Below are 18,977 nucleotides of genomic sequence, written 5' to 3'. Positions count from 1 at the left end.
AACTCCGATTGTCGCTGCGCACGGCGCGTTTGCAGCGCCGCCGCCGCATGATAAATCGCCGGATCGTCCTGTTGTGCGGGCTCCGGCACAATGGAGGCATGACCGAGCGCAAGCCACCCGGTGTCAGCTTCGAGTCCTTCGTCGACAAACAGATCCGCGACGCGGAGGCGCGCGGCGACTTCGCGGCCCTTCCCGGGGCGGGGCGCCCCCTCCAGGGCGACGACACGACCTACGACGAACTCTGGTGGATCAAGCAGAAGATGGCCCGCGAGGGCATGTCCGTCCTGCCGCCCACCCTGGCGCTGCGCAAGGAGGCCGAGGACGCGCTCGCGTCCGCCGCGCAGGCCCCGTCCGAGCGCGTCGTCCGCACGATCGTCACCGAGATCAACGCCAAGATCCGCGACATGATGTTCAAGCCGCCACCGGGCCCTCCGCTGGGCCTGAAGCCGTACGACGTGGAAGAGGTCGTACGGCAGTGGCGGGAGCGCCGGGAGGGGTGAGCCGGGCGCCTGCCGCATGGCATCCGAGGGAGCCGACCCGGCCCGCCCGAGCGGCCGGTGGCGGCCGAGCGGCTGCCTGTGGCGCCCGAGCGGCCGGTGGCGGCCGACGAGGCGGAGGCCGTCCGACCGGCGCCGTCCGACCGGCGCCCCCATACGCCCCCCATGCGTGAGACCGCGCCCCGGTGCACGAATCGGGGCGCGGCCTCGTCGGGGTGCTGCTCGCGGTGTTACAGCCGGAGCAGCCGTTCGGTGAGTTCCCGGTAGTCGCGCAGAGCCAGGCGCAGTTGTTCGGTGTCGGTGGAGGCGGCGCGGTCGTCGGCGGTGGTGTGCCAGGAGGCGCGCAGGGTGCGGCGCCGCTGGGTCACCGCCTCGGCGAAGCGGGCGGCCACGTCCTCCAGGACATGGTCGGCCTCCTCCACGGCGGACCGCGGCTCGTCGACGAACCCGCCGACCGCGTCGTGCAGCCGCAGCGACAGTTTGTCGCACTCGTCATGGGGCAGCAGGGACGCCCCGGCCGTGGTGCCGCCGGTGGGGGCCTTGCCGTGCTCCCCGCGGCCCCGGCCTCCGCCGAGCCCCGGTGCCCTGCCGTCGGCACGGCCCTCGGCGTGGCCGTCCGCGGGGCCGGGCGTGCGGCCGGGCGCCGTGTCGTGGCCCGCCGCCACGGCCGCGTGGGTACCGGGCGCGCCGGTGGCCGTGTGCGTGCCGGGCGCGCCGGCAGACGTGTGCGTGTCGATCGTGCCCGCGGCGCCGGCGGTGTCCGTCGTACGGGTGCCGGAGGTCATCGCGCCTCCCCTCGCGCCGTCACGCCTCGGGTCGGTCTCCCGCGCCTCGCGCGGACCGCGTTCGCGGGTGCCCTCGCTCCTGGTCAAGTCGTCCTTCATCCCCCTCAACTCCCCTTCGCGTGGCGCCTGGTGAGCGCCCATGGCTGATGGGACCGGTGACGGCCGTCTGCGGCCGTACCGTCGCGCTGGTCGCGCCGTGCCCTGCCGTCACGGTGGGCCAGGCCCTCGCGCCCGGCGGTGCCGTGACGGTCCGCCCGTGTGTCCCGGCGGTCGGGCACCACCAGGTCCTCGAAGAGGGCGCGGGCCTCGATCATGGCCTCACGCATCTCCTCAGTACCGGAGACGGGGACGGTGCCGGTGCCGGTGCCGGGGACGGTGCCAGGGCCGGCGGAGTCGCCGTCGCTGTGCGCCGCGAGATGCACCCGGCGGTAACCGTGCACATGGTGGGCGTGGTGGACGGAGAGCGCCTCCAACTGGGTCTCGTAGCGGTCGCCGCTCGGGAAACCGCGAGCCCCGGCCACCTCGGCCAGCAGCCGGTCCGCGTCGGCGACCGCCTCACGGGGAGAGTCGACGAAGCGTTCCTGGGCCGCGGCCCAGCGGGACTCGTACTGTTCGCGCTCCGCGCCGGACAGCGGCCGCTTCTCCAGCGAACCGTGCCGCTTCACCCGCTCCGCGAGCTCCCGGGCGGCGGCCCGCTCGTCGCCGTCATGGCGGGTCACGGTCCGGTCGTACTCCGGTCCGAAACGCCGCTTCAGCGATCCTCCGCCTCCCGCACCCGCACGGGCGCGCTGGGTCAGGACGGCCGCCACGACGACCACGGCCGCCACAATCACGATCAAAGCGATGATCAAGCCTGTGGACATGAATGCCTTCCAGAGTCCTCGGCCCGGGTGTCTCGCCCCAACGGGCCGTTTCGCACCGGGTTGCCCGAACCCCTTCGTTCAAACGGCAAGCACGTAGCGACTGTTCGCGGGCGGGGCGGTTCGGGGACCGAAGCCGTAAATCGCTTGCGGGCCACCCGCACCCGCTCCCGACAATGACCGTCATGACCTCCACCACCCCCTTGGCTCCCACACCCCCCACGCACCCCGTCGTCCGAACCGCTGGGACCGCCTGGTCCGTGGCCCCCGAGCCCTACGACTCGCCCGTCGCCGCCGCCCTCTGGCGCGCGTACTACACGGAGGTCAGCGACCGCTGGTACCTGCTGCACGAGGGGCACGTCACGGACCCGGACGAACTGGAGCGCGAGGTCGCGGCCGACACCGGCGACTACCTCGCGCCGCCGAACGGGGTGTTGCTGGTGGCTCGGTACGAAGGGGCGCCGGTCGGCACGGCGGGAGTACGGCTGATGGGCCCCGCCTCCGACCCTCACCCTCCCCACGGCTCCGGCTCCGCCACGGCCGAGCTGAAGCGGGTGTTCCTGCTGGCGGAGGCGCGTGGCAGGGGCGGTGCCGCGCTGCTCGTGACGGCGGCCGAGGACGCGGCCCGTACGCTCGGCGCCGGCCGGATCGTTCTCGACACCCGGGGCGATCTGGTCGAGGCCCGCGCCCTGTACGCCCGGCTCGGTTACGAGGAGAGCGCCCCGCACAACGACCACGCCTACGCGGAGCACTGGTTCACGAAGACACTGGCGTAGAGGGCGGGGGCGGAGACGGGGGCGGGGGCTTGGGGGGCGTACCGGAACCGTACATCCGCGTCGTGGCCATCGGCCGTCGGTCGATCGCCCCTTCGTCGTGCGGGCGTTCCGCGTCCGAGCCGCAGAGTTCGGCGTTCAGTTCCTTCACGAGGCGGATGAGGTCGGTGGAACGGTCGGGGCCCCACCAGTCGCCGAGGAGTTCGGCGAGGGAGTCCTCGCGGGCCTCGGCGAGCCTCGTGGCCGCCTCGTGACCGGTGTCGGTGAGGACGAGGTCGAGGCCCTCCCGGCGGGCGAGGCGGCGCTCCTCGACCTGCCGGGTCGCGGCCATGATCACATCGAGCGGGACGGCGCTGCGCTCGGCGAGCACGGCGGGTTCGACCCAGCCGTACTTCCTGATCCGCAGCAGCAGCCAACTGGCGGCGGGCAACAGGTCGTAGCCCGCCCGTTCGGTGATCTTCCGGTAGACCTCGCGTCGGCCCTCCCGTGACCCGAGCGCAGACAGCGCCCGGCACACCTCGTCGTACGACGACCGCTCGACCGGGTTGCTGGCCAGCGTCTCGGTCGCGTCGGGCGCCGTCACGGACGCCCGCAGCCGGTCCTCGCGCAGGAACCAGGCGAGGACGAAGCCGAGGAGGGCGACGGGGGCCGCGTAGAGGAAGACGTCGGTGATGGCGGAGGAGTAGGCGTCGAGGACGGAGGGACGCAGCGCGGCCGGGAGTTCGGCGATCTCACGCGGGTCGGCCTGCAACCCGTCGACGCTCACGCCCGGCGGGAGACGTACTCCGTCGAGCGCGTCGGTGAGCTTCTCGCCGAGGTGCCCGGCGAAGACCGTACCGAAGACGGCCACCCCGAACGAGGCGCCGATGGACCGGAAGAAGGTCGCGCCGGAGGTGGCGACGCCCAGGTCCCCGTAGGAAACGGCGTTCTGCACGATGAGGACGAGGACCTGCATGACGAGGCCGAGCCCGAGGCCGAAGACGAAGAGGTAGGCGCTCAGCTCCCCGTCGCCGCTGTCGGCGTCGAGCTGGTGCAGGAGCAGCAGCCCGAGGGTGGTGACGGCCGTACCGGCGACGGGGAAGACCTTCCAGCGGCCCGTGCGGCTGACGAGCTGCCCGGAGACCGTCGAGGCCAGCAGCAGCCCGAACACCATCGGCAGCATGTGCACACCGGACATGGTCGGCGACACACCGCGCACCACCTGCAGAAACGTAGGCAGGTACGTCATCGCGCCGAACATCGCGAAGCCGACGACGAAACTGATCACCGCGGAGAGGGTGAAGGTGCGGACGCGGAACAGCTTGAGGGGGAGAACGGGTTCGGCTGCCCGGCGCTCGACGGCCACGAAGACGACGGTGAGCAGCACGGCCAGTACGGCGAGGCCGATGATCCGCGGCGAGTCCCAGGCCCAGGTGACGCCGCCGAGAGAGGCCACCAGGACCAGACAGGTGGCCACGGAGGCGATGAGGACGGTGCCGAGGTAGTCGATGACATGCCGCTCGGCCCGGCGCGGGACGCGCAGTACGGCGGCGATGACGACCAACGCCACGGCGCCGACGGGCAGGTTGACGTAGAACACCCAGCGCCAGCTCAGATGCTCGGTGAACAGCCCGCCCAGCAGCGGTCCGAGCACGCTCGTCGCGCCGAAGACCGCGCCGAACAGCCCTTGGTAGCGGCCGCGTTCACGGGGCGGTACGAGATCGCCGACGATCGCCATCGACAGCACCATCAGTCCGCCGCCGCCGAGCCCCTGAAGTGCCCGGAAACCGATCAGCTGCGGCATGTTCTGCGCCATGCCGCAGAGCGCCGACCCGATGAGAAAGATCACGATCGCCGTCTGGAACAGCCTCTTCCGGCCGTACTGGTCACCCAGCTTCCCCCACAGCGGGGTCGCCGCCGTCGCGGCCAGCATGTACGCCGTGACCACCCACGAGAGGTGCTCCAGGCCGCCGAGCTCGCTCACGATCGTCGGCAGCGCCGTCGACACGATCGTCTGGTCGAGCGCCGCAAGCAGCATCCCCAGCAGCAGGGCCCCGATGGAGACCAGCACTCCCCCGGACACACCCTCGGCGACGGGCGTGGCGCGCCCACGGGGGCGGCCGGGCGGGGGTGTTCCGCCAGGCGGGGGTGTGCCGCCGGGCGGGGCGGCGCCGCTTTCGGTGGCGCCTCCGGTGGTGCTGTCAGTCGTGTCGCCGGTCGTGCTGTCAGTCGTGCCGTCGGCGGGGCTTCCGGCGCTGTCGTCGGGCATGTAGACCTCCCGTGGGCCCGAGGGTCTCGTACAGCGCCCCTCGTTTTCCCCTTCATCCGCTCTTCAATCCATCCGAGCCATCTGATCCATTGCGAGCCATTGCGAGCCCATCCGAGCCATCCAGTCCATCGTGATCGGTGTGACCGGTTATGGCCTGTCGAGTAGTTCCGGAACCCCTGATTCCTTGGGCGTCCGGGAGATTCCGTGGCGACCGTTTGCTTAAACTCTGGAGACTTCGCGGGGAGGAACGACACGTGAGTGAAGCCAACAGCCACATATGCCCGGAGTGCTCCATCCCCCGGGCCCCGGACGGCACACCGTTCTGCGCATGCGGCCGCCGCGCGTCCGAGGCCCTGCTGCAGACCCGAACGGCCGAAGCAGCGGCCGCGGAGGATTTCGACCCCCTGCGCATTCGGCCGTATGTGGAACTGGAGGACGAGGCCGACGAGGGTTTCGGGAACGCCAGGAACGATGAAGCCTTAACGACGCAGCAGGAGTGGGTCACCCCGGGGACGAGCGGGGCGGCGGGACCGGACCCGTCCTGGCCCGATCACACTCCGACGATTGCCATGCCGGTGACCACGGCGGCGCCCATGCCTGACGCGGCGGACGTACGACTGTTCGACCGACAGTACGGCGAGCCGAGCAGCGCGGCGCGCGCTTCGAACGCCTCGTCGGGGCATGGCTTGTTCTCGACATCACCCTCGCCCCGGGTACCGCCGACGCCCCCGTCGCATCCGTCGGCCTCCTCTGCCTCCTCTGCCTCCTCTGCCTCCTCTGCATCTTCGGCCCGAACAGCCCCATCAGCCCCATCAGCCCCATCGAACCCGTCGAACCCGTCGGACTCGTCCGCCTGGTCGACCCAAGCAGGCCCATCGGCGTCAGAGTCATCGTCCCCGTCGTCCCTGTCGGCTCCGTCGCCCCCAGCGGACCGGTCGGCCGTCCGTCCGTCCCAGTCGGCCCACCCGGCCACCTCGGCCTCGGCGCGCCGCCCCGGGCGTCGCCGGCGGCGTACGGGTGTCATCGTGACCCTCGCGGGGACCGCCGCCGCAGGGGTGATGGCCGCCGCCGGCATCGCGAGCGGGCTGTTCTCGTACGACGCGCCGAAGCGGGATCGCGCGCTGCCGGACGACCTGCGGGCGAGCGCCCCGGACACGTCGCCCGACGGGGACGCCTCGCCGGTGGAGCCGCCCGGGGACGGCGGGGGCGGCGCCCCCGCACCCGCGCCGCCGGGCAACGCGCCGCCGCCGGCCCCCACGCGGAGCACGTCCCCGTCCCCTTCACCCTCACCGTCGTCCGGCTCACCGTCCCCGTCCCCCTCGGCCACTCCGACGCAGAGCGCGCCCAGCGCGAGCATCTCCGGCGGCTCGTCGGCCGCCGGCGCGGAGAACGCGGACGACAGTCGACTCGTGGCACCCAAGACGCTGCGCCCCGGCGACGACGACCCCGAGGTCACCGAACTCCAGCTCCGACTGCGCCAGTTGGGCATATACACCGGCGACATCGACCAGAGTTACGACAGCCAGGTCGAACAGGCCGTCCTCACCTACCAGAACAGCTGCGGCATCGGAAAGGAACAGGACGAGCCCGGCGTCTACGGTCCGGTGACCCGCGAACTCCTGGAATCCGAGACGAAGGAACCGTGACAGCGGCGGGGGACGGACGGCGGGACCACCCGCCTCGGCCCACCGACCCTCGACTGCCACACAGATACCGAATGCGGTGAGTGCCAGTTTTCGGCCTGCGCGTGGCCGCGGAACACAACTGAGTGTTCAGGACATGCCGAGCCGGCCGTCAGCCGAATGGGGGTGGGATGAGACTGGGCAGCATCGAGCGGATCTGGCGATACCCGATCAAGTCCATGGGAGGAGAACGGCTGGAGTCGGCCGACGTGGACGAGCGGGGTCTGATGGGTGACCGGCTGTATGCGGTGCGGGACGCCGAGGGCAGGTTCGGCTCGGGCAAGAACACCCGACGGTTCCGAAAGATGCCCGGCCTGCTGCGGCTGAGCTCCCGTTACCCGGAAGCGGAACGCCTGGCCGAGCCCGAGCTACTCGACCCCGATGGAGTGCCGGTGGCCGATGCCGCCGCCTACCTGCGCCACTACCTGCGGCGCCACGACGTCGAGGTTGCCCGTGAGGGGGCCGTCTCGCACTTCGACCAGCTTCCGCTGAGCGTGCTGAGCACCGCCACCCTCGACTGGATGCGCACCGCCCTTGCAGGCATTCCGGTGGACGAGCGCCGGTTCCGGCCCAACCTCCTCATCCGCACGCCACCGGGCACACCCACGTTCGTGGAGGACCAGTGGCTCGGCTCCGAGGTCCGCATCGGCACCACGGTGCGCGTCACGTTCGTACGCTCCAGCGAGCGCTGCCTCATGGTCAACGAGTCCCAGCAGGGTCTGCCGCACTCCCCGCTCGTGCTGAAGACCATCGCCCGGACGCACGCCATGCGTCTGGACGCACTGGGCACCGTGACCGCGCCGGGCACCATCGACGTCGGGGACCCCGTCGTCGTGATCCGACCCTGACACGCCGCCGGACGCACCGGCAAGACGAGAAGAACACAGACGCCCCATGGGAACCGTGACGGCCCTGCACCGGTACCCGGTGAAGTCCAGGCAGCGCCAAACACCCCCGCAAGTGGAGCCCGCTGCTCACCTGCCGCAGCACCATGGCCGCCGACCGGACGATCACCGTACAACTGCCCGGACGGAACCGCCCTTCCCGTCGGCAACCCTCGCCTGGATACGCGGCTGTCCGCACTGCTGAGCCGTCGCGTCACCTTGTCGGACACCCCGCCGGAACAAGGCGGCGTGCTGGAGCGGGCCGCGCTGGGCTTCGGGAACTCGCCCTGTTCTCGGCCTCGCGTCGCTTGCCTCGGCGGATATAGCAGACTGCTCACACGTCGTCCAGATCGGGGCGCCAGTCCGGCGCCCTCTTGCTCAGAGGTGTCATGTGCCTAGTGTTGTCAAGATCAATGTCCTCACTGTCCCAGCCGAGCAGCGCGAGGTGCTGGAGAAGCGGTTCGCTTCCCGTGCCGGGGTGGTCGAGAGCTCCGACGGCTTCGAGTGGTTCGAGCTGCTGCGTCCCGTCGACGGCACCGACAACTACCTCGTCTACACCCGCTGGCGCGACGAGGACGCCTTCCAGGCGTGGATGGAGGGCCCCATGAAGCAGGCCCACCAGGGCGGCGGCGGCGAACGCCCCAAGCCGGCCGCCTCCGACTCGACCGTCTGGACCTTCGAGGTCCTCCAGCAGACGGGCCCGAAGACCGAGGCCTGACACCAACCGACCACCCCGAGCACGTCATCGCCCCCGCCCGAGGCCACGCAACCACCGCCGGACGGGGGCGCATCGGTACTCGGCGCCACCGACCGGTCTCCGGCCCCGTAAGTACCCACCTTTTTGTGGGTACTTGGCGTCGGGCAGCCCTCGGGTGATCCTTGTGGTGACGGCGCGACCGAAGGGTCGCGAGGCATCGAGCAGGGACGGAAGACGAGAACGATGACGTGACGGATACGGATCAGGAGGCGGACCGGACCGCCGCCTCACTCCCAGCCGAGACCTCGGCCCCGGCGGCACCGGCACTCGCACTCGCACCGGCACCGGCACCGGCACCGGCACCGGCGAGCTTCTCCAGCCGTCGATAGCCCCAGTCCGCCAACGGCCCCAGCGAATCGGAGAGTTCGCGGCCGAACGGGGTCAGGGAGTACACGGTTTTCAGCGGCAGCACGTCGTACACCTCGCGGTGCACGAGCCCATCGGTCTCCATCTCACGGAGCGCCTGCGTCAGCACCTTCTCGCTGAGACCCGGCAGCGACCGCCGCAGCTCAGCCGGCCGGTGCGGACCGGACTCCAGCAGCCAGAGCAGCGACGTCTTCCACTTCCCCTCGATCACGGAGATCGCCGCGGTCACCCCGCAGACGTTCGGATCCTGAGCGCGACTGCGCCTCACCCTCGCCCCCTTCGCAACGCATCACCGAATCACCGAATCACCGATCGCAACAGGAGTCACTGAGTCATGCCCGCACACATCGAGCAGCCCGCCCCGCACCACGGAACGGCCGCGACCACAGCCACTCCCACCGTCACCGTACTCGGCCTGGGCCCGATGGGCCGAGCCCTCGCCGGCGCCTTCCTGGACGCGGGCCTGCGGACCACGGTCTGGAACCGCACGCCGGGCCGCGACGAGGAGTTGATCGCGCGGGGCGCGCTCAGCGCCGGGTCCGCGGAGGAGGCGGTGACCGCGAGCGCGCTGACCGTCGTATGCGTGGTGAACTACGACGCCTCGGACGCCGTGCTGCGCAGCCCGGCCGTCACCGACGCGCTCAAGGGCCGCACGGTGGTCAACCTGACCGCCGACACCCCCGGCCGGGCCCGGGACACCGCCGCCTGGGCGGCCGAGCACGGCATCGACTACCTCGACGGGGCGATCATGACGCCGACGCCGGTCATCGGCACCCCGGACGGCGTGTTCATCTACAGCGGCCCCGAGGCCCTCTATCAGGCCCACCGCCCCGTACTGGACGCGCTGAACGGGGCCCACACCCACCTCGGCGAGGAGATCGGCCGGGCGGCGACGTACGACATCGCCCTACTGGACCTCTTCTGGACCGCGATCGCCGGCTACACCCACGCCCTGGCGCTGGCCCGGGCGGAGGGCGTCACGGCGCGGGAGCTGACCCCGTTCGCCCAGGGGATCGCCGCGATCCTCCCGCCGCTCTTCGAGGAGGGCGCGGAGGAGACCGACAGCGGCCGGCACTCCGGCGAGGGCAACCCGCTGACCTCGGGGGTGTCGTCCATGGCCCACATCGTCGAGGTCTCCGAGTCCCACGGCATCGACGCGAGCGTCATGCGCTCCGCCGAGGGCGTGGCCCGCCGAGCCATCGGTCTGGGCCACGGCGCCGACGGTTTCACCAGGCTGGCCGAGGTCCTCGGCCGCCGCTAGGACACCACGCCGCCGCACCCGCCACCCGGACTGCCAAGCGCCGGCGGCCGGAGCGATCCACATCCCCCGCTGAAGTGGCGGAATCGACGGAATCAGCAGATCGGTGGAATCGGCGAAACCGGCGGAAGCGGCGGAAGCGGCGGAATCAGCCCACCCGCAGCCGGATGAACCCACCCCCGGCCGTCTCCACCCGTACCGCCGTCAGATCCGGCACCACCACGTCCGGCCCATGGGACCGCGCCCGCTCTCCGACTCCCACGACCCGCATCCCCGCGGCCCGCCCTGCCTCGATCCCCGCCCCGGAGTCCTCGAAGACGACGCACTCCTCGGGCGCGACGCCCAACTCGGCGGCCCCCTTCAGAAAGCCCTCGGGGTCCGGCTTGCTGGCGCCGACCGACTCGGCGGTGACCCGTACCTCCGGCAGCGCCAGCCCGGCCGCGGCCATCCGCGCCGTGGACAGCGGGACATCCGCCGAGGTCACCAGGGCGTGCGGCACACCGCCGGTGACGAGGGACGCGAGGAACTCGGGCGCACCGGATATCGGGACGACGCCGTCCACGTCGGCGGTCTCCTCGGCCAGCAGTTGGGCGTTGTCGGCGAGGTTCTGCTCCATGGGCCTGTCGGGCAGCAGGACGGCCATCGTGGCGTAGCCCTGGCGCCCGTGCGCCACCTTCATGATCTCGGCGCCGTCCAGTCCGTGCCGCTCGGCCCAGCGCCGCCAGACACGTTCGACGGCGGCGTCCGAGTTGACGAGGGTGCCGTCCATGTCGAGCAGGAGGGCGCGGGCGGTCAGAACGGTCGTGGCCGTCATCAGCAGCTCCAAGGCGCGGGGAGGGGCCGCGAGCGGCGGAACCCGACCAGGCGGCCCCGCGGGGGACGAACAGGCTCCGTGGGCACGGAGCGGGCGAGAAAAGGGCAGGAGTGCCCCGGAAGAGACAAAGGAGAAGAGGCAAGGAAGAGACAAGGCGGCCCCGCCCACCGGTCAGGGAATGCGGGCGGGAGCCACTTTGTTCCTCCACGGTACAAAACAAACCCGGCCCCCGCCACCCCCTCGCTCATCCCGTCACGGCTTCCCACAGACTCCACACACCGAGCCCCAGCATCAGGACGGCGGCGATCCGGGTGATGAGCTTCAGAGGCACCCGCTTCATCAGCGCCTTTCCGCCGAGGATGCCGAGCCCGGCCACGGCCCACAGAGCGAGGACCGCGCCGAGCCCGACGGAGAGCGGGTCGTCGTAGCGGGCCGCGAGGTTCGCCGTCATGATCTGCGTCAGATCCCCGAACTCGGCGACGAGGATGAGCATGAAGCCCGCCCCCGACACCTTCCAGAAGCTCTGGTTCTCGGGCTTGCGGATCTCCGCGTCGTCCTCGGCCCCGCCCTTGGTCAGCAGCAGCATCGCCGCCCCGCCCAGGAAGAGCACACCCGTCAGCGCGTGCACGATCTGCTGCGGCAGCAGTGTGAGCACGCTGCCCGCCGCCACCGCGAGGGTGACGTGCACGGCGAAGGCGGCGGCGACTCCGGCGAAGACGTACGAGGCGCGGTAGCGCGTACCGAGGACGAGGCCGGCGAGAGCGGTCTTGTCGGGGAGTTCGGCGAGAAAGACGACGCCGAAGACGAGCGCCGTGACACTGAAGCTGATCAATGTTCCTCAATCGGTCGGGCCGCCCCGCCGAGAGAAATCATCCGCTGACGCGACACCTCGGCACGGCAGCACACGTTCGGTCCGTGCCGGGCGGCACGGACGGTGCACTGCTTGCCGAAGGTCTCGCTGGCGCGGTCCCGGTCCTCGGGACCCGCCTCCGGGCGCCGGCTCAGACGAGCTGAGCAGTATGTCGACGGTCCGGCGAAGAGCTACTCCCCTTCTGCGGGGTCCATGGTACGCCGGGCGCGTCGCAGCTCGGGGGCGGGGTGCGCTGTCGGCTGCCGGCCCGGTGGGGCTTCTCGCGCAGTTCCCCGCGCCCCTGGAAAAGCCTCAAAGCAGGGCTGCGCCCCGTCCTTCTCAGCGGCGCGGGGACCTGGTCCTCCACGGACGCAGGGACCTGGTCCTCCAGACGCGGGGGGAGCTGCGCGAGCAACCACCAACCACCCGCACCCGCCGACCCAGCCCAGGCACCCCACTCCCCCCACTCCACAGGCGCCCGGCATCAATCACGCCCGCACCCCTTGTCGTGTCATGCGCACGTCATTAACTTCTCACCCGACGCACATCCGCCGGTAACACCACGCCGCGACCCTTCAATCGCCCGCCCCCCAAAGCCCCCTGGCCCCAAGGAGTTCACATGCGCAGGTTCTACGCGCGTCGACGAGTCAGCATACTCGCGGCGCTCAGCGGATTGACAGCTTCCGTAACGCTCTTCACCGCCCCCACCGCCTCCGCCGCTCTCCCCACCCCGGTCAGCGCCGCCACCGCACGCTCCTACCTCGCCACCCTGACCGTGGCGACCGAGGACCGCACCGGCTACAACCGGGACCTGTTCAACCACTGGATCACCATCAGCGGCACCTGCAACACCCGCGAGACGGTCCTCAAGCGCGACGGTACGAACGTCGTCACCAGCTCCGCCTGTGCCGCCACCAGCGGCAGTTGGTACTCCCCGTACGACGGCGCCACCTGGACCGCCGCCTCCGACCTGGACATCGACCACCTGGTCCCGCTGGCCGAGGCCTGGGACTCCGGCGCCGACAACTGGAGCAGCGCCACCCGCCAAGCCTTCGCCAACGACCTCACCCGCCCGCAGCTCATCGCCGTCACGGACAACGTGAACCAGGCGAAGGGCGACCAGGACCCCGCCACCTGGATGCCGTCGCGCACGGCCTACCGCTGCACCTACGTCCGCGCCTGGGTCCAGGTGAAGTACCACTACGACCTCTCCGTCGACTCCGCCGAGAAGAGCGCCCTCACCCGCTACCTGGCGAGCTGCTGACACCTGACGGATCGAGCCGCCCCCCGGACGAAGCGGACCGGCGCCGCTCGCGTCGAGCCGACACCAGCGGAATCAAGTGGCCCGAACCTCCCCATTGTGCTCCGTCGTTCCGTACCGTACGGGGCGACGGAGGAGGGTGATCGCCATGCCGGGACTGCGCCTGGGACCACTGCTGAGATATGTGGACGGCTCGTCCGCGACCGTCTGGGTCGAGGCGAGCCGCCCCTGTGTAGCCGAGGTGCGGTGCGCCGGCGGCGGGGGCGGCGAGGCCCGCACCTTCCAGATCGCCGGCCACCACTACGCGCTGGTCACGGTGACGGGACTCACGCCGGGCACGGCCTCGGCGTACGAGGTGCTGCTGGACGGCACGCCCGTGTGGCCCGAGCCCGACTCGGTCTTCCCGCCCTCCGAGATCCGCACCCCGGCCGAGGGCGACACCGTCCGGATCGCGTTCGGCTCCTGCCGCTGGGCCTCGCCACCGTCCGGCGAACCCGATCCGGTGGGCCCCGACGCCCTGGACACCCTCGCGGACCGCCTGGCCGCCGAACCGGGGGCCGAGCGCCCCGACGTCCTCCTGCTGCTCGGCGACCAGGTCTACGCGGACGAGACCTCCAAGGCCACCCGCCAGTGGCTCGCCGCCCGCCGGAACCTGTCGGACCCGCCGGGCGCCCAGGTGGCGGACTACGAGGAGTACACCCACCTCTACTACGAGTCCTGGCTCGACCCCGAGATCCGCTGGCTGCTGTCCACCGTGCCCAGTTGCATGATCTTCGACGACCACGACGTGATCGACGACTGGAACACCAGCGAGTCCTGGGTCGCCGACATGCGGGCCACCCCGTGGTGGCGCGAGCGGATCCTCAGCGGCCTGATGTCGTACTGGGTCTACCAGCACCTCGGCAACCTCTCCCCCACCGAGCTGGCCGCAGACCCCGTGCACACCGCCGTACGCGCCACCCCGGACGGTACGGACGCGCTGCGCGCCCACGCCGCCCGCGCCGAACAGGACGCCGCATCGGTGAGCTGGAGCTACCGGCGGGACTTCGGGCGGGTACGGGTCCTGATGCTCGACTCCCGGGCCGCACGCGTCCTGGACGAGCAGAACCGTTCGATGCTGGATCCCGGCGAGGCGGAGTGGCTGCGCACCCAGTCACTGGACACTCCCGGCTCGTACGACCACCTCCTCATCGGCACCTCCCTGCCCTGGCTCCTGCCCCATCTCGTGCACGACGCCGAGTCCTGGAGCGCCGCCCTGTGCCGGGGCGAGCGCGGGGACCGCTGGGCGCGGTTCGGGGAGAAGCTGCGCCGGGGTGCCGACCTGGAGCACTGGGCTGCCTTCCCCTCGTCCTTCGAGTCCCTGACCCGCCTGATCGCCGAGGCGGGCTCGGGGGCCGAGGCCCCGGCGTCCGTCCTCGTGCTCTCGGGCGACGTGCACCACGCCTACATCGCCGAACCGTCGTGGCCGGATGACCGCCCGGACCGATCCGCGGCCGGTTCGGACGGCTCCCCGGCCGGCGCCCCGGGCAAGCCGGACGCCCGCGTCCTCCAACTCACCTGCTCCCCCGTGCACAACTCCATCCCGCTGTCGATAAAGCTCGGCTTCCGCTTCGGCTGGAGCAGGACGGGCCGGGTGCTCGGCCGGTGGTTCGGGCGGCACGGGCATGGCGCGCGGCCCTCGATCGACTGGCGCCGAACGGACGGCCCCTGGTTCGGCAACCACCTCATGACGCTCACCCTGCACGGCCGTTCCGCACGGTTGCGGCTCGACCGCGCGCGAATGCGACGCGATGGGAAGGCGCGACTGGAAACGGCGACCGAGTCGGTACTCACCCCGTAATACGCCCATTGCGCACGGTTGTTGCCCCTGTTGTCCGAGATGCTCGTGAGGCATCCCACACCTGGTGTGCCCGAAGGGGCCCAGGACTCCGTTCCCGTGCAGTACGACGGCATGATGAGGCGGACCGTCCGCTCGTCGGCGGGCGGTCCGCCGCACCGCGCCCCACCATGCGCCCCACACGCACGGGAGTTACCCCTTTGTCTGATTTCCCAGGGATCAATGGCATCGGCATCGCTCTCGTGGGCGCCGGCCCTCGCGGCACCAGCGTCTTGGAGCGCCTCTGCGCCTCCGCCCCCGAACTCCTCGGCCCCGGCACCCACCTGACCGTCCACGTCATCGACCCCGCGCCGCCGGGCCCGGGCCAGGTGTGGCGCACCAGCCAGTCGCCCCACCTCCTGATGAACACCGTGGCCTCACAGGTCACTCTCTTCACCGACGAGAGCGTCGACTGTTCGGGACCGGTACGGCCGGGGCCCAGCCTGTACGAGTGGGCGACGGGAGGTCCTGGCTCCTCGGGCGGGCCGATCGGGCTGGGGCCCGACGACTATCCGACGCGGGCCCAGTACGGGCGCTACCTGGAGTGGGTCTTCGCCGAGGTGGTACGGGGCGCGCCGCCCCGGATCCGGGTCGAGGTGCACGGCACCCGCGCCGTCCGCCTCGACGACGCGCCCGACGGCAGCCAGCGGCTCACCCTCGCCACCGGCCACGTCCTCACCGGTCTCTCCGCCGTGGTCCTGACCCAGGGCCACCTCCCCACCCTCCCCGACCGGACGGAACGGGACCTCACCGCCCGCGCCGCCCGCCACGGCCTGCGCCACTTCCCGCCCGCCAATCCGGCCGACCTCGACCTCTCCCCAGTCGCCCCCGGCGAACCGGTCCTCCTGCGCGGCCTCGGCCTCAACTTCTTCGACCACATGGCCCTGCTGACGACGGGCCGGGGCGGCCGCTTCGTCCACGACGACGACCGGGACGACCCCGACCGGGACGACCCCTCCGGGGGCGGGCGGCGGCTGCGGTACGTCCCTTCCGGTCGCGAGCCCCGCCTGTACGCGGGCTCCCGACGCGGCGTCCCCTACCAGGCGCGCGGCGACAACGCCAAGGGCCCCTACGGCCGCCACACCCCGCTCGTCCTGACCCCCGAGGTCATCTCCGGCTTCCGCAAACGCGCGGACTCCGGGGAGGCCCCCGACTTCCTGACGGAGATATGGCCGTTGGTGGCGAAGGAAGTCGAGACGGTCTACTACGAAAGGCTGCTGGGGGTCACGGGAGCGACAAAAACGGCGGGGACGGCGGGAACGGCGGGGACACCAAGGACGCCAGAGGTGTCAGGGGCTTCCGGGGCTTCAGCGGCTTCCCCATCCGTCCCCGTCTCGCCCATCCCGTCGTGCGACCTCTTCGGCGGCGCCTCCCACGATCGTTTCGGCGACGCCCCCGGCAACTCGTCGACGGGCGGCCGCTTCCGTGACCGCTTCCTCGCCGTGCCCCACCGTTCGCGCCAAGAGGCCGCCGTACTCGACGAGTTCGGGGTGGCGGAGGCCGACCGGTGGTCGTGGGACCGCGTTTCGCGGCCGTACGCGGGGCGCACGTTCGCGGACCCGGAGGAGTGGCGGGGCTGGCTGCTGGGGTATCTGCGGGAGGACGCCGCGCAGGCCGCGCTCGGGAACGTCGAGGGGCCGCTGAAGGCGGCGCTGGACGTACTGCGGGATCTGCGGAACGAGTTGCGGCTCATCGTGGACCACCGCGGGCTGGCGGGCGCGTCACGCCGGGAGCATCTGGACCGCTGGTACACCCCGCTGAACGCGTTCCTGTCCATCGGCCCGCCCCGCAGCCGTATCGAGGAGATGTCCGCGCTGATCGAGGCGGGCGTACTGACGGTGCTCGGCCCCGGTCTGGACGTACGGCCGCAGGACGGGGCGTGGACGGCGCACTCGCCGGAGGTACCGGGGTCGGCGGTCCGGGTGACGACGGTCATCGAGGCCCGCCTCCCGGAGCCGGATTTGCGCAGGACGGCCGACGACCTGCTCGCCGGCCTGCTGAGGACGGGAGGGTGCCGCCCGCACCGAGTGGACGGATACGAGACAGGCGGACTGGACGTGACGCCTCGCCCATACCACCTGATTGACCGTCAGGGTACGGCGCATTCAAGGCGGTTCGCCTTCGGAGTGCCGACGGAGGGCGTGCACTGGGTGACCGCCGCCGGTGCCAGGCCAGGGGTGGATTCGGTCACACTCGCCGACGCGGACGCCGTGGCGCGAGCCGTTCTTCGCGCGACGACCTGCGCAAAGACTCCCCAAAAGCAGACAAAGAGCTGGCCAGATGTTGAACTTGCAAGCATCAATTAGGGCTGCCTAACGTGGATGACTCACCGGTAATAACCGTCCCCACCGGTCCCACGAGGGCCGGGTCACTACCGAAGGAGTCCCCACATGACCGGACGCCTCAACAGCGCCCAGCCATACGCCCTCGGTCTCTTCCGCATCGTCGTCGGCCTGCTCTTCGCCTGCCACGGCGCCCAGACCCTCTTCGGTGTCCTGGGCGGCGCGGACGGACAGGGCGGCACCGTCCCCGCCGGCACCTGGCCCGGCGGGTACGCGGCTGTCATCCAACTCGTCGGCGGCACCCTGGTACTGCTCGGTCTCGGCACCCGCTTCGCGGCGTTCGTCGCCTCGGGCTCCATGGCCTACGCCTACTTCAAGGTCCACCAGCCGGAGGCCCTGTGGCCGGTCCAGAACGGCGGCGAGGCCGCGGCCTTCTTCTGCTGGGCCATGTTACTGCTGATCTTCACCGGCTCCGGCGCGCTCGGCCTCGACCAGCTCTTCACCAAGCGTCAGGCCGCGTCCGCCGGCAGGTCCGCGACGAAGAAGGCGCCCGTGGCGGCGTGAACCGACCGACCGCGCGAAGGGCCGCCGGGGTTTCGCTCGCCCCGGCGGCCCTTCCGCGTCGGCAGCCCTTTCGCGTCGGCGGCCCTTCCGCGCCCCCGGTCACGATCCGAGAATCAGACCGACCCGGCACGACGATCAACTCGTGACCCGTGAACGGCGTCTGACCATGAAGCAGCGTCCGACAGCCACGTGTGCCCCTGTCGGCGGTCTGTCTTACCCGGGGCGTACGCTGTTCGGCTGTCACGGGTCGCCGTGTCGTCGGGGGACAACAGGAGAGTGCTCGGTGCTGGAGAGTCTGGGTTGGCTGGCCGCCGGCCCATGGATCTACGCGGTCGTGGGCGTGTCCATCGTGCTGGACGTGTTCCTGCCGGTCCTGCCGAGCGGGGTCCTGGTCGTCGCGGTGGCCACGGCCGCCGCGGCCGAGACCGCGGCGGGCGCGATGCCCCGTGAGGTCCCCGACATCCTGGTGCTGATGCTCTCCGCGGCGACCGCGTCCGTGCTCGGTGATCTGGTGGCGTACCGGCTGGCCTGGCGGGGCAGCGCCCGCCTCGACCGTGTCATCGCCCGCTCGCGGCGTCTGAGGACCGCGCAGGAACGTCTCGGCGCGGCGCTCGCGCGGGGCGGTGGGCTGCTGGTCGTCGTCGCGCGCTTCGCCCCGGCCGGCCGTTCCGTGGTCTCCCTCGGCGCGGGCGCCGCCCGTCACCGCGCCCGCGACTTCCTCCCCTGGTCAGCGCTCGCGGGCCTGGCCTGGGCCACGTACAGCGTCGCCCTCGGCTACCTCGGTGCCCAGTGGCTCGGCCCGACGTGGCTCGCGACGGCCGTCTCCCTGGCGGCACTCTTCGGCGCGGGAGCGGCAGCGGCGTACTTCATGCGCCGCCCGGTCCCCTCCGCAGGCGCCGGCGCCTGACGGCCCGAGGAAAGCAAGGGGCGCAGCCCCTGGGATGGGACGGGCAGGGGCGGCGGGGGCGGGAAACTATCCGGCCCGGCGGCCGGCGGCGGCCCCCCGCACCTCCAGCCCCGCCAGCAACTCCGCCGTGGCCTCGGCGACCGCGTCCACCGCCCGGTCGAAGACCTCGCGATTGTGAGCGGCGGGCGCGCGGAAACCGGAGACCTTGCGCACGTACTGAAGCGCGGCGGCCCGGATGTCGTCCTCCGTGGCCTCTTCGGGAAGGACGGGCGGTCGAAGAGTCTTGATACTGCGGCACATGCCCCCAGTCTCG

The 18,977-nt window shown here is 71.7% G+C and carries 18 protein-coding genes and 1 pseudogene; 11 read left to right on the top strand and 8 right to left on the bottom strand.

What is annotated here, in order from left to right; genetic code table 11:
• The first annotated feature begins 98 nt into the window (after nt 1-98).
• Nucleotides 99-500 carry a DnaJ family domain-containing protein gene (locus ACFY9I_RS17925; protein ID WP_391002593.1) on the top strand — a complete coding sequence of 134 codons (402 nt, stop codon included), beginning with the start codon at nt 99-101 and terminating at the stop codon, nt 498-500.
• 227 nt (nt 501-727) lie between these two features.
• Here ACFY9I_RS17925 and ACFY9I_RS17920 read toward each other — a convergent pair whose 3' ends face one another.
• Entirely contained in the window at nt 728-1,381 is a 654-nt protein-coding gene (locus ACFY9I_RS17920; RefSeq protein WP_391002591.1) for a hypothetical protein, read from the bottom strand.
• Between the two features lie 5 nt (nt 1,382-1,386).
• The gene (locus ACFY9I_RS17915; RefSeq protein WP_391002589.1) at nt 1,387-2,145 is read right to left on the bottom strand and encodes a hypothetical protein; all 759 of its coding nucleotides are present in this window, start codon (nt 2,143-2,145) and stop codon (nt 1,387-1,389) included.
• Nucleotides 2,146-2,327: 182 nt separating this feature from the next.
• On the opposite strand from ACFY9I_RS17915, the gene ACFY9I_RS17910 reads away from it, so the two are divergent.
• Nucleotides 2,328-2,918 carry a GNAT family N-acetyltransferase gene (locus ACFY9I_RS17910; RefSeq protein ID WP_391002587.1) on the top strand — a complete coding sequence of 197 codons (591 nt, stop codon included), beginning with the start codon at nt 2,328-2,330 and terminating at the stop codon, nt 2,916-2,918.
• Here ACFY9I_RS17910 and ACFY9I_RS17905 read toward each other — a convergent pair.
• Together ACFY9I_RS17905 and ACFY9I_RS17900 are read right to left on the bottom strand one after the other, a co-directional pair.
• Nucleotides 2,899-5,163 (bottom strand): DHA2 family efflux MFS transporter permease subunit, encoded by a 2,265-nt coding sequence (locus ACFY9I_RS17905; protein WP_391002585.1) that lies wholly within the window; start codon nt 5,161-5,163, stop codon nt 2,899-2,901. The two genes, ACFY9I_RS17910 and ACFY9I_RS17905, sit on opposite strands and share 20 nt — an antisense overlap.
• A gap of 550 nt (nt 5,164-5,713) precedes the next feature.
• Nucleotides 5,714-6,583, bottom strand: a complete 870-nt coding sequence (locus ACFY9I_RS17900) for a hypothetical protein (protein ID WP_391002583.1) — start codon at nt 6,581-6,583, stop codon at nt 5,714-5,716.
• On the opposite strand from ACFY9I_RS17900, the gene ACFY9I_RS17895 reads away from it, so the two are divergent.
• From ACFY9I_RS17895 to ACFY9I_RS17885, 3 genes are all read left to right on the top strand, one after another.
• Nucleotides 6,573-6,809: a peptidoglycan-binding protein gene (locus ACFY9I_RS17895; protein WP_391002581.1), complete on the top strand. Its 237-nt coding sequence runs from the start codon at nt 6,573-6,575 to the stop codon at nt 6,807-6,809. The genes ACFY9I_RS17900 and ACFY9I_RS17895 overlap by 11 nt on opposite strands.
• Before the next feature lie 167 nt (nt 6,810-6,976).
• Entirely contained in the window at nt 6,977-7,693 is a 717-nt protein-coding gene (locus ACFY9I_RS17890) for an MOSC domain-containing protein (protein WP_391002580.1), read from the top strand.
• Between the two features lie 427 nt (nt 7,694-8,120).
• On the top strand, nt 8,121-8,447 hold the full coding sequence (locus ACFY9I_RS17885; protein ID WP_391002578.1) for an antibiotic biosynthesis monooxygenase: 327 nt from the start codon (nt 8,121-8,123) through the stop codon (nt 8,445-8,447).
• 340 nt (nt 8,448-8,787) lie between these two features.
• Here the strand turns inward: ACFY9I_RS17885 and ACFY9I_RS17880 are convergent.
• Nucleotides 8,788-9,120: pseudogene (locus ACFY9I_RS17880) on the bottom strand (winged helix-turn-helix transcriptional regulator); the annotation flags it as partial.
• Nucleotides 9,121-9,186: 66 nt separating this feature from the next.
• On the opposite strand from ACFY9I_RS17880, the gene ACFY9I_RS17875 reads away from it, so the two are divergent.
• Nucleotides 9,187-10,113 (top strand): NAD(P)-binding domain-containing protein, encoded by a 927-nt coding sequence (locus tag ACFY9I_RS17875; RefSeq protein ID WP_391002576.1) that lies wholly within the window; start codon nt 9,187-9,189, stop codon nt 10,111-10,113.
• A gap of 145 nt (nt 10,114-10,258) precedes the next feature.
• Here ACFY9I_RS17875 and ACFY9I_RS17870 read toward each other — a convergent pair whose 3' ends face one another.
• Both ACFY9I_RS17870 and ACFY9I_RS17865 read right to left on the bottom strand, forming a co-directional pair.
• Nucleotides 10,259-10,924 carry an HAD-IA family hydrolase gene (locus tag ACFY9I_RS17870; protein ID WP_391002575.1) on the bottom strand — a complete coding sequence of 222 codons (666 nt, stop codon included), beginning with the start codon at nt 10,922-10,924 and terminating at the stop codon, nt 10,259-10,261.
• Nucleotides 10,925-11,168: 244 nt separating this feature from the next.
• A complete protein-coding gene (locus ACFY9I_RS17865; RefSeq protein ID WP_391002573.1) occupies nt 11,169-11,756 on the bottom strand; it encodes a TMEM165/GDT1 family protein in 588 nt (195 codons plus the stop codon).
• Nucleotides 11,757-12,393: 637 nt separating this feature from the next.
• Between ACFY9I_RS17865 and ACFY9I_RS17860 the strand changes: the two genes are divergently transcribed.
• The 5 genes from ACFY9I_RS17860 (at nt 12,394) to ACFY9I_RS17840 (ending at nt 18,664) form a co-directional block, all read left to right on the top strand.
• Entirely contained in the window at nt 12,394-13,038 is a 645-nt protein-coding gene (locus tag ACFY9I_RS17860; protein ID WP_391002571.1) for a DUF1524 domain-containing protein, read from the top strand.
• Nucleotides 13,039-13,183: 145 nt separating this feature from the next.
• Nucleotides 13,184-14,875 carry an alkaline phosphatase D family protein gene (locus tag ACFY9I_RS17855; RefSeq protein WP_391002569.1) on the top strand — a complete coding sequence of 564 codons (1,692 nt, stop codon included), beginning with the start codon at nt 13,184-13,186 and terminating at the stop codon, nt 14,873-14,875.
• Between the two features lie 197 nt (nt 14,876-15,072).
• A complete protein-coding gene (locus tag ACFY9I_RS17850) occupies nt 15,073-17,217 on the top strand; it encodes an FAD/NAD(P)-binding protein (protein WP_391002567.1) in 2,145 nt (714 codons plus the stop codon).
• Nucleotides 17,218-17,301: 84 nt separating this feature from the next.
• Nucleotides 17,302-17,757: a DoxX family membrane protein gene (locus ACFY9I_RS17845; protein ID WP_391002565.1), complete on the top strand. Its 456-nt coding sequence runs from the start codon at nt 17,302-17,304 to the stop codon at nt 17,755-17,757.
• A gap of 283 nt (nt 17,758-18,040) precedes the next feature.
• Nucleotides 18,041-18,664: a VTT domain-containing protein gene (locus ACFY9I_RS17840; RefSeq protein WP_391002563.1), complete on the top strand. Its 624-nt coding sequence runs from the start codon at nt 18,041-18,043 to the stop codon at nt 18,662-18,664.
• 66 nt (nt 18,665-18,730) lie between these two features.
• Here the strand turns inward: ACFY9I_RS17840 and ACFY9I_RS17835 are convergent, their stop codons facing one another.
• On the bottom strand, nt 18,731-18,964 hold the full coding sequence (locus tag ACFY9I_RS17835) for a DUF2277 family protein (protein WP_391002562.1): 234 nt from the start codon (nt 18,962-18,964) through the stop codon (nt 18,731-18,733).
• Nucleotides 18,965-18,977 lie beyond the last annotated feature (13 nt).

Origin of the sequence: Streptomyces sp. NPDC012510, assembly GCF_042955065.1 — a bacterium.
Taxonomy (GTDB): domain Bacteria; phylum Actinomycetota; class Actinomycetes; order Streptomycetales; family Streptomycetaceae; genus Streptomyces.
Note: the sequence above shows the minus strand (reverse complement) of the source record. Positions and strands in the feature narration are given on the sequence as shown.

Bases quoted from the DNA above. Each gene is read 5' to 3' on its own strand.
- ACFY9I_RS17925 (WP_391002593.1), top strand. From the start codon at position 99: ATGACCGAGCGCAAGCCACCCGGTGTCAGCTTCGAGTCCTTCGTCGAC.
- ACFY9I_RS17920 (WP_391002591.1), bottom strand. From the start codon at position 1,381: ATGAAGGACGACTTGACCAGGAGCGAGGGCACCCGCGAACGCGGTCCG.
- ACFY9I_RS17915 (WP_391002589.1), bottom strand. From the start codon at position 2,145: ATGTCCACAGGCTTGATCATCGCTTTGATCGTGATTGTGGCGGCCGTG.
- ACFY9I_RS17910 (WP_391002587.1), top strand. From the start codon at position 2,328: ATGACCTCCACCACCCCCTTGGCTCCCACACCCCCCACGCACCCCGTC.
- ACFY9I_RS17905 (WP_391002585.1), bottom strand. From the start codon at position 5,163: ATGCCCGACGACAGCGCCGGAAGCCCCGCCGACGGCACGACTGACAGC.
- ACFY9I_RS17890 (WP_391002580.1), top strand. From the start codon at position 6,977: ATGAGACTGGGCAGCATCGAGCGGATCTGGCGATACCCGATCAAGTCC.
- ACFY9I_RS17875 (WP_391002576.1), top strand. From the start codon at position 9,187: ATGCCCGCACACATCGAGCAGCCCGCCCCGCACCACGGAACGGCCGCG.
- ACFY9I_RS17870 (WP_391002575.1), bottom strand. From the start codon at position 10,924: ATGACGGCCACGACCGTTCTGACCGCCCGCGCCCTCCTGCTCGACATG.
- ACFY9I_RS17860 (WP_391002571.1), top strand. From the start codon at position 12,394: ATGCGCAGGTTCTACGCGCGTCGACGAGTCAGCATACTCGCGGCGCTC.
- ACFY9I_RS17855 (WP_391002569.1), top strand. From the start codon at position 13,184: ATGCCGGGACTGCGCCTGGGACCACTGCTGAGATATGTGGACGGCTCG.
- ACFY9I_RS17845 (WP_391002565.1), top strand. From the start codon at position 17,302: ATGACCGGACGCCTCAACAGCGCCCAGCCATACGCCCTCGGTCTCTTC.
- ACFY9I_RS17835 (WP_391002562.1), bottom strand. From the start codon at position 18,964: ATGTGCCGCAGTATCAAGACTCTTCGACCGCCCGTCCTTCCCGAAGAG.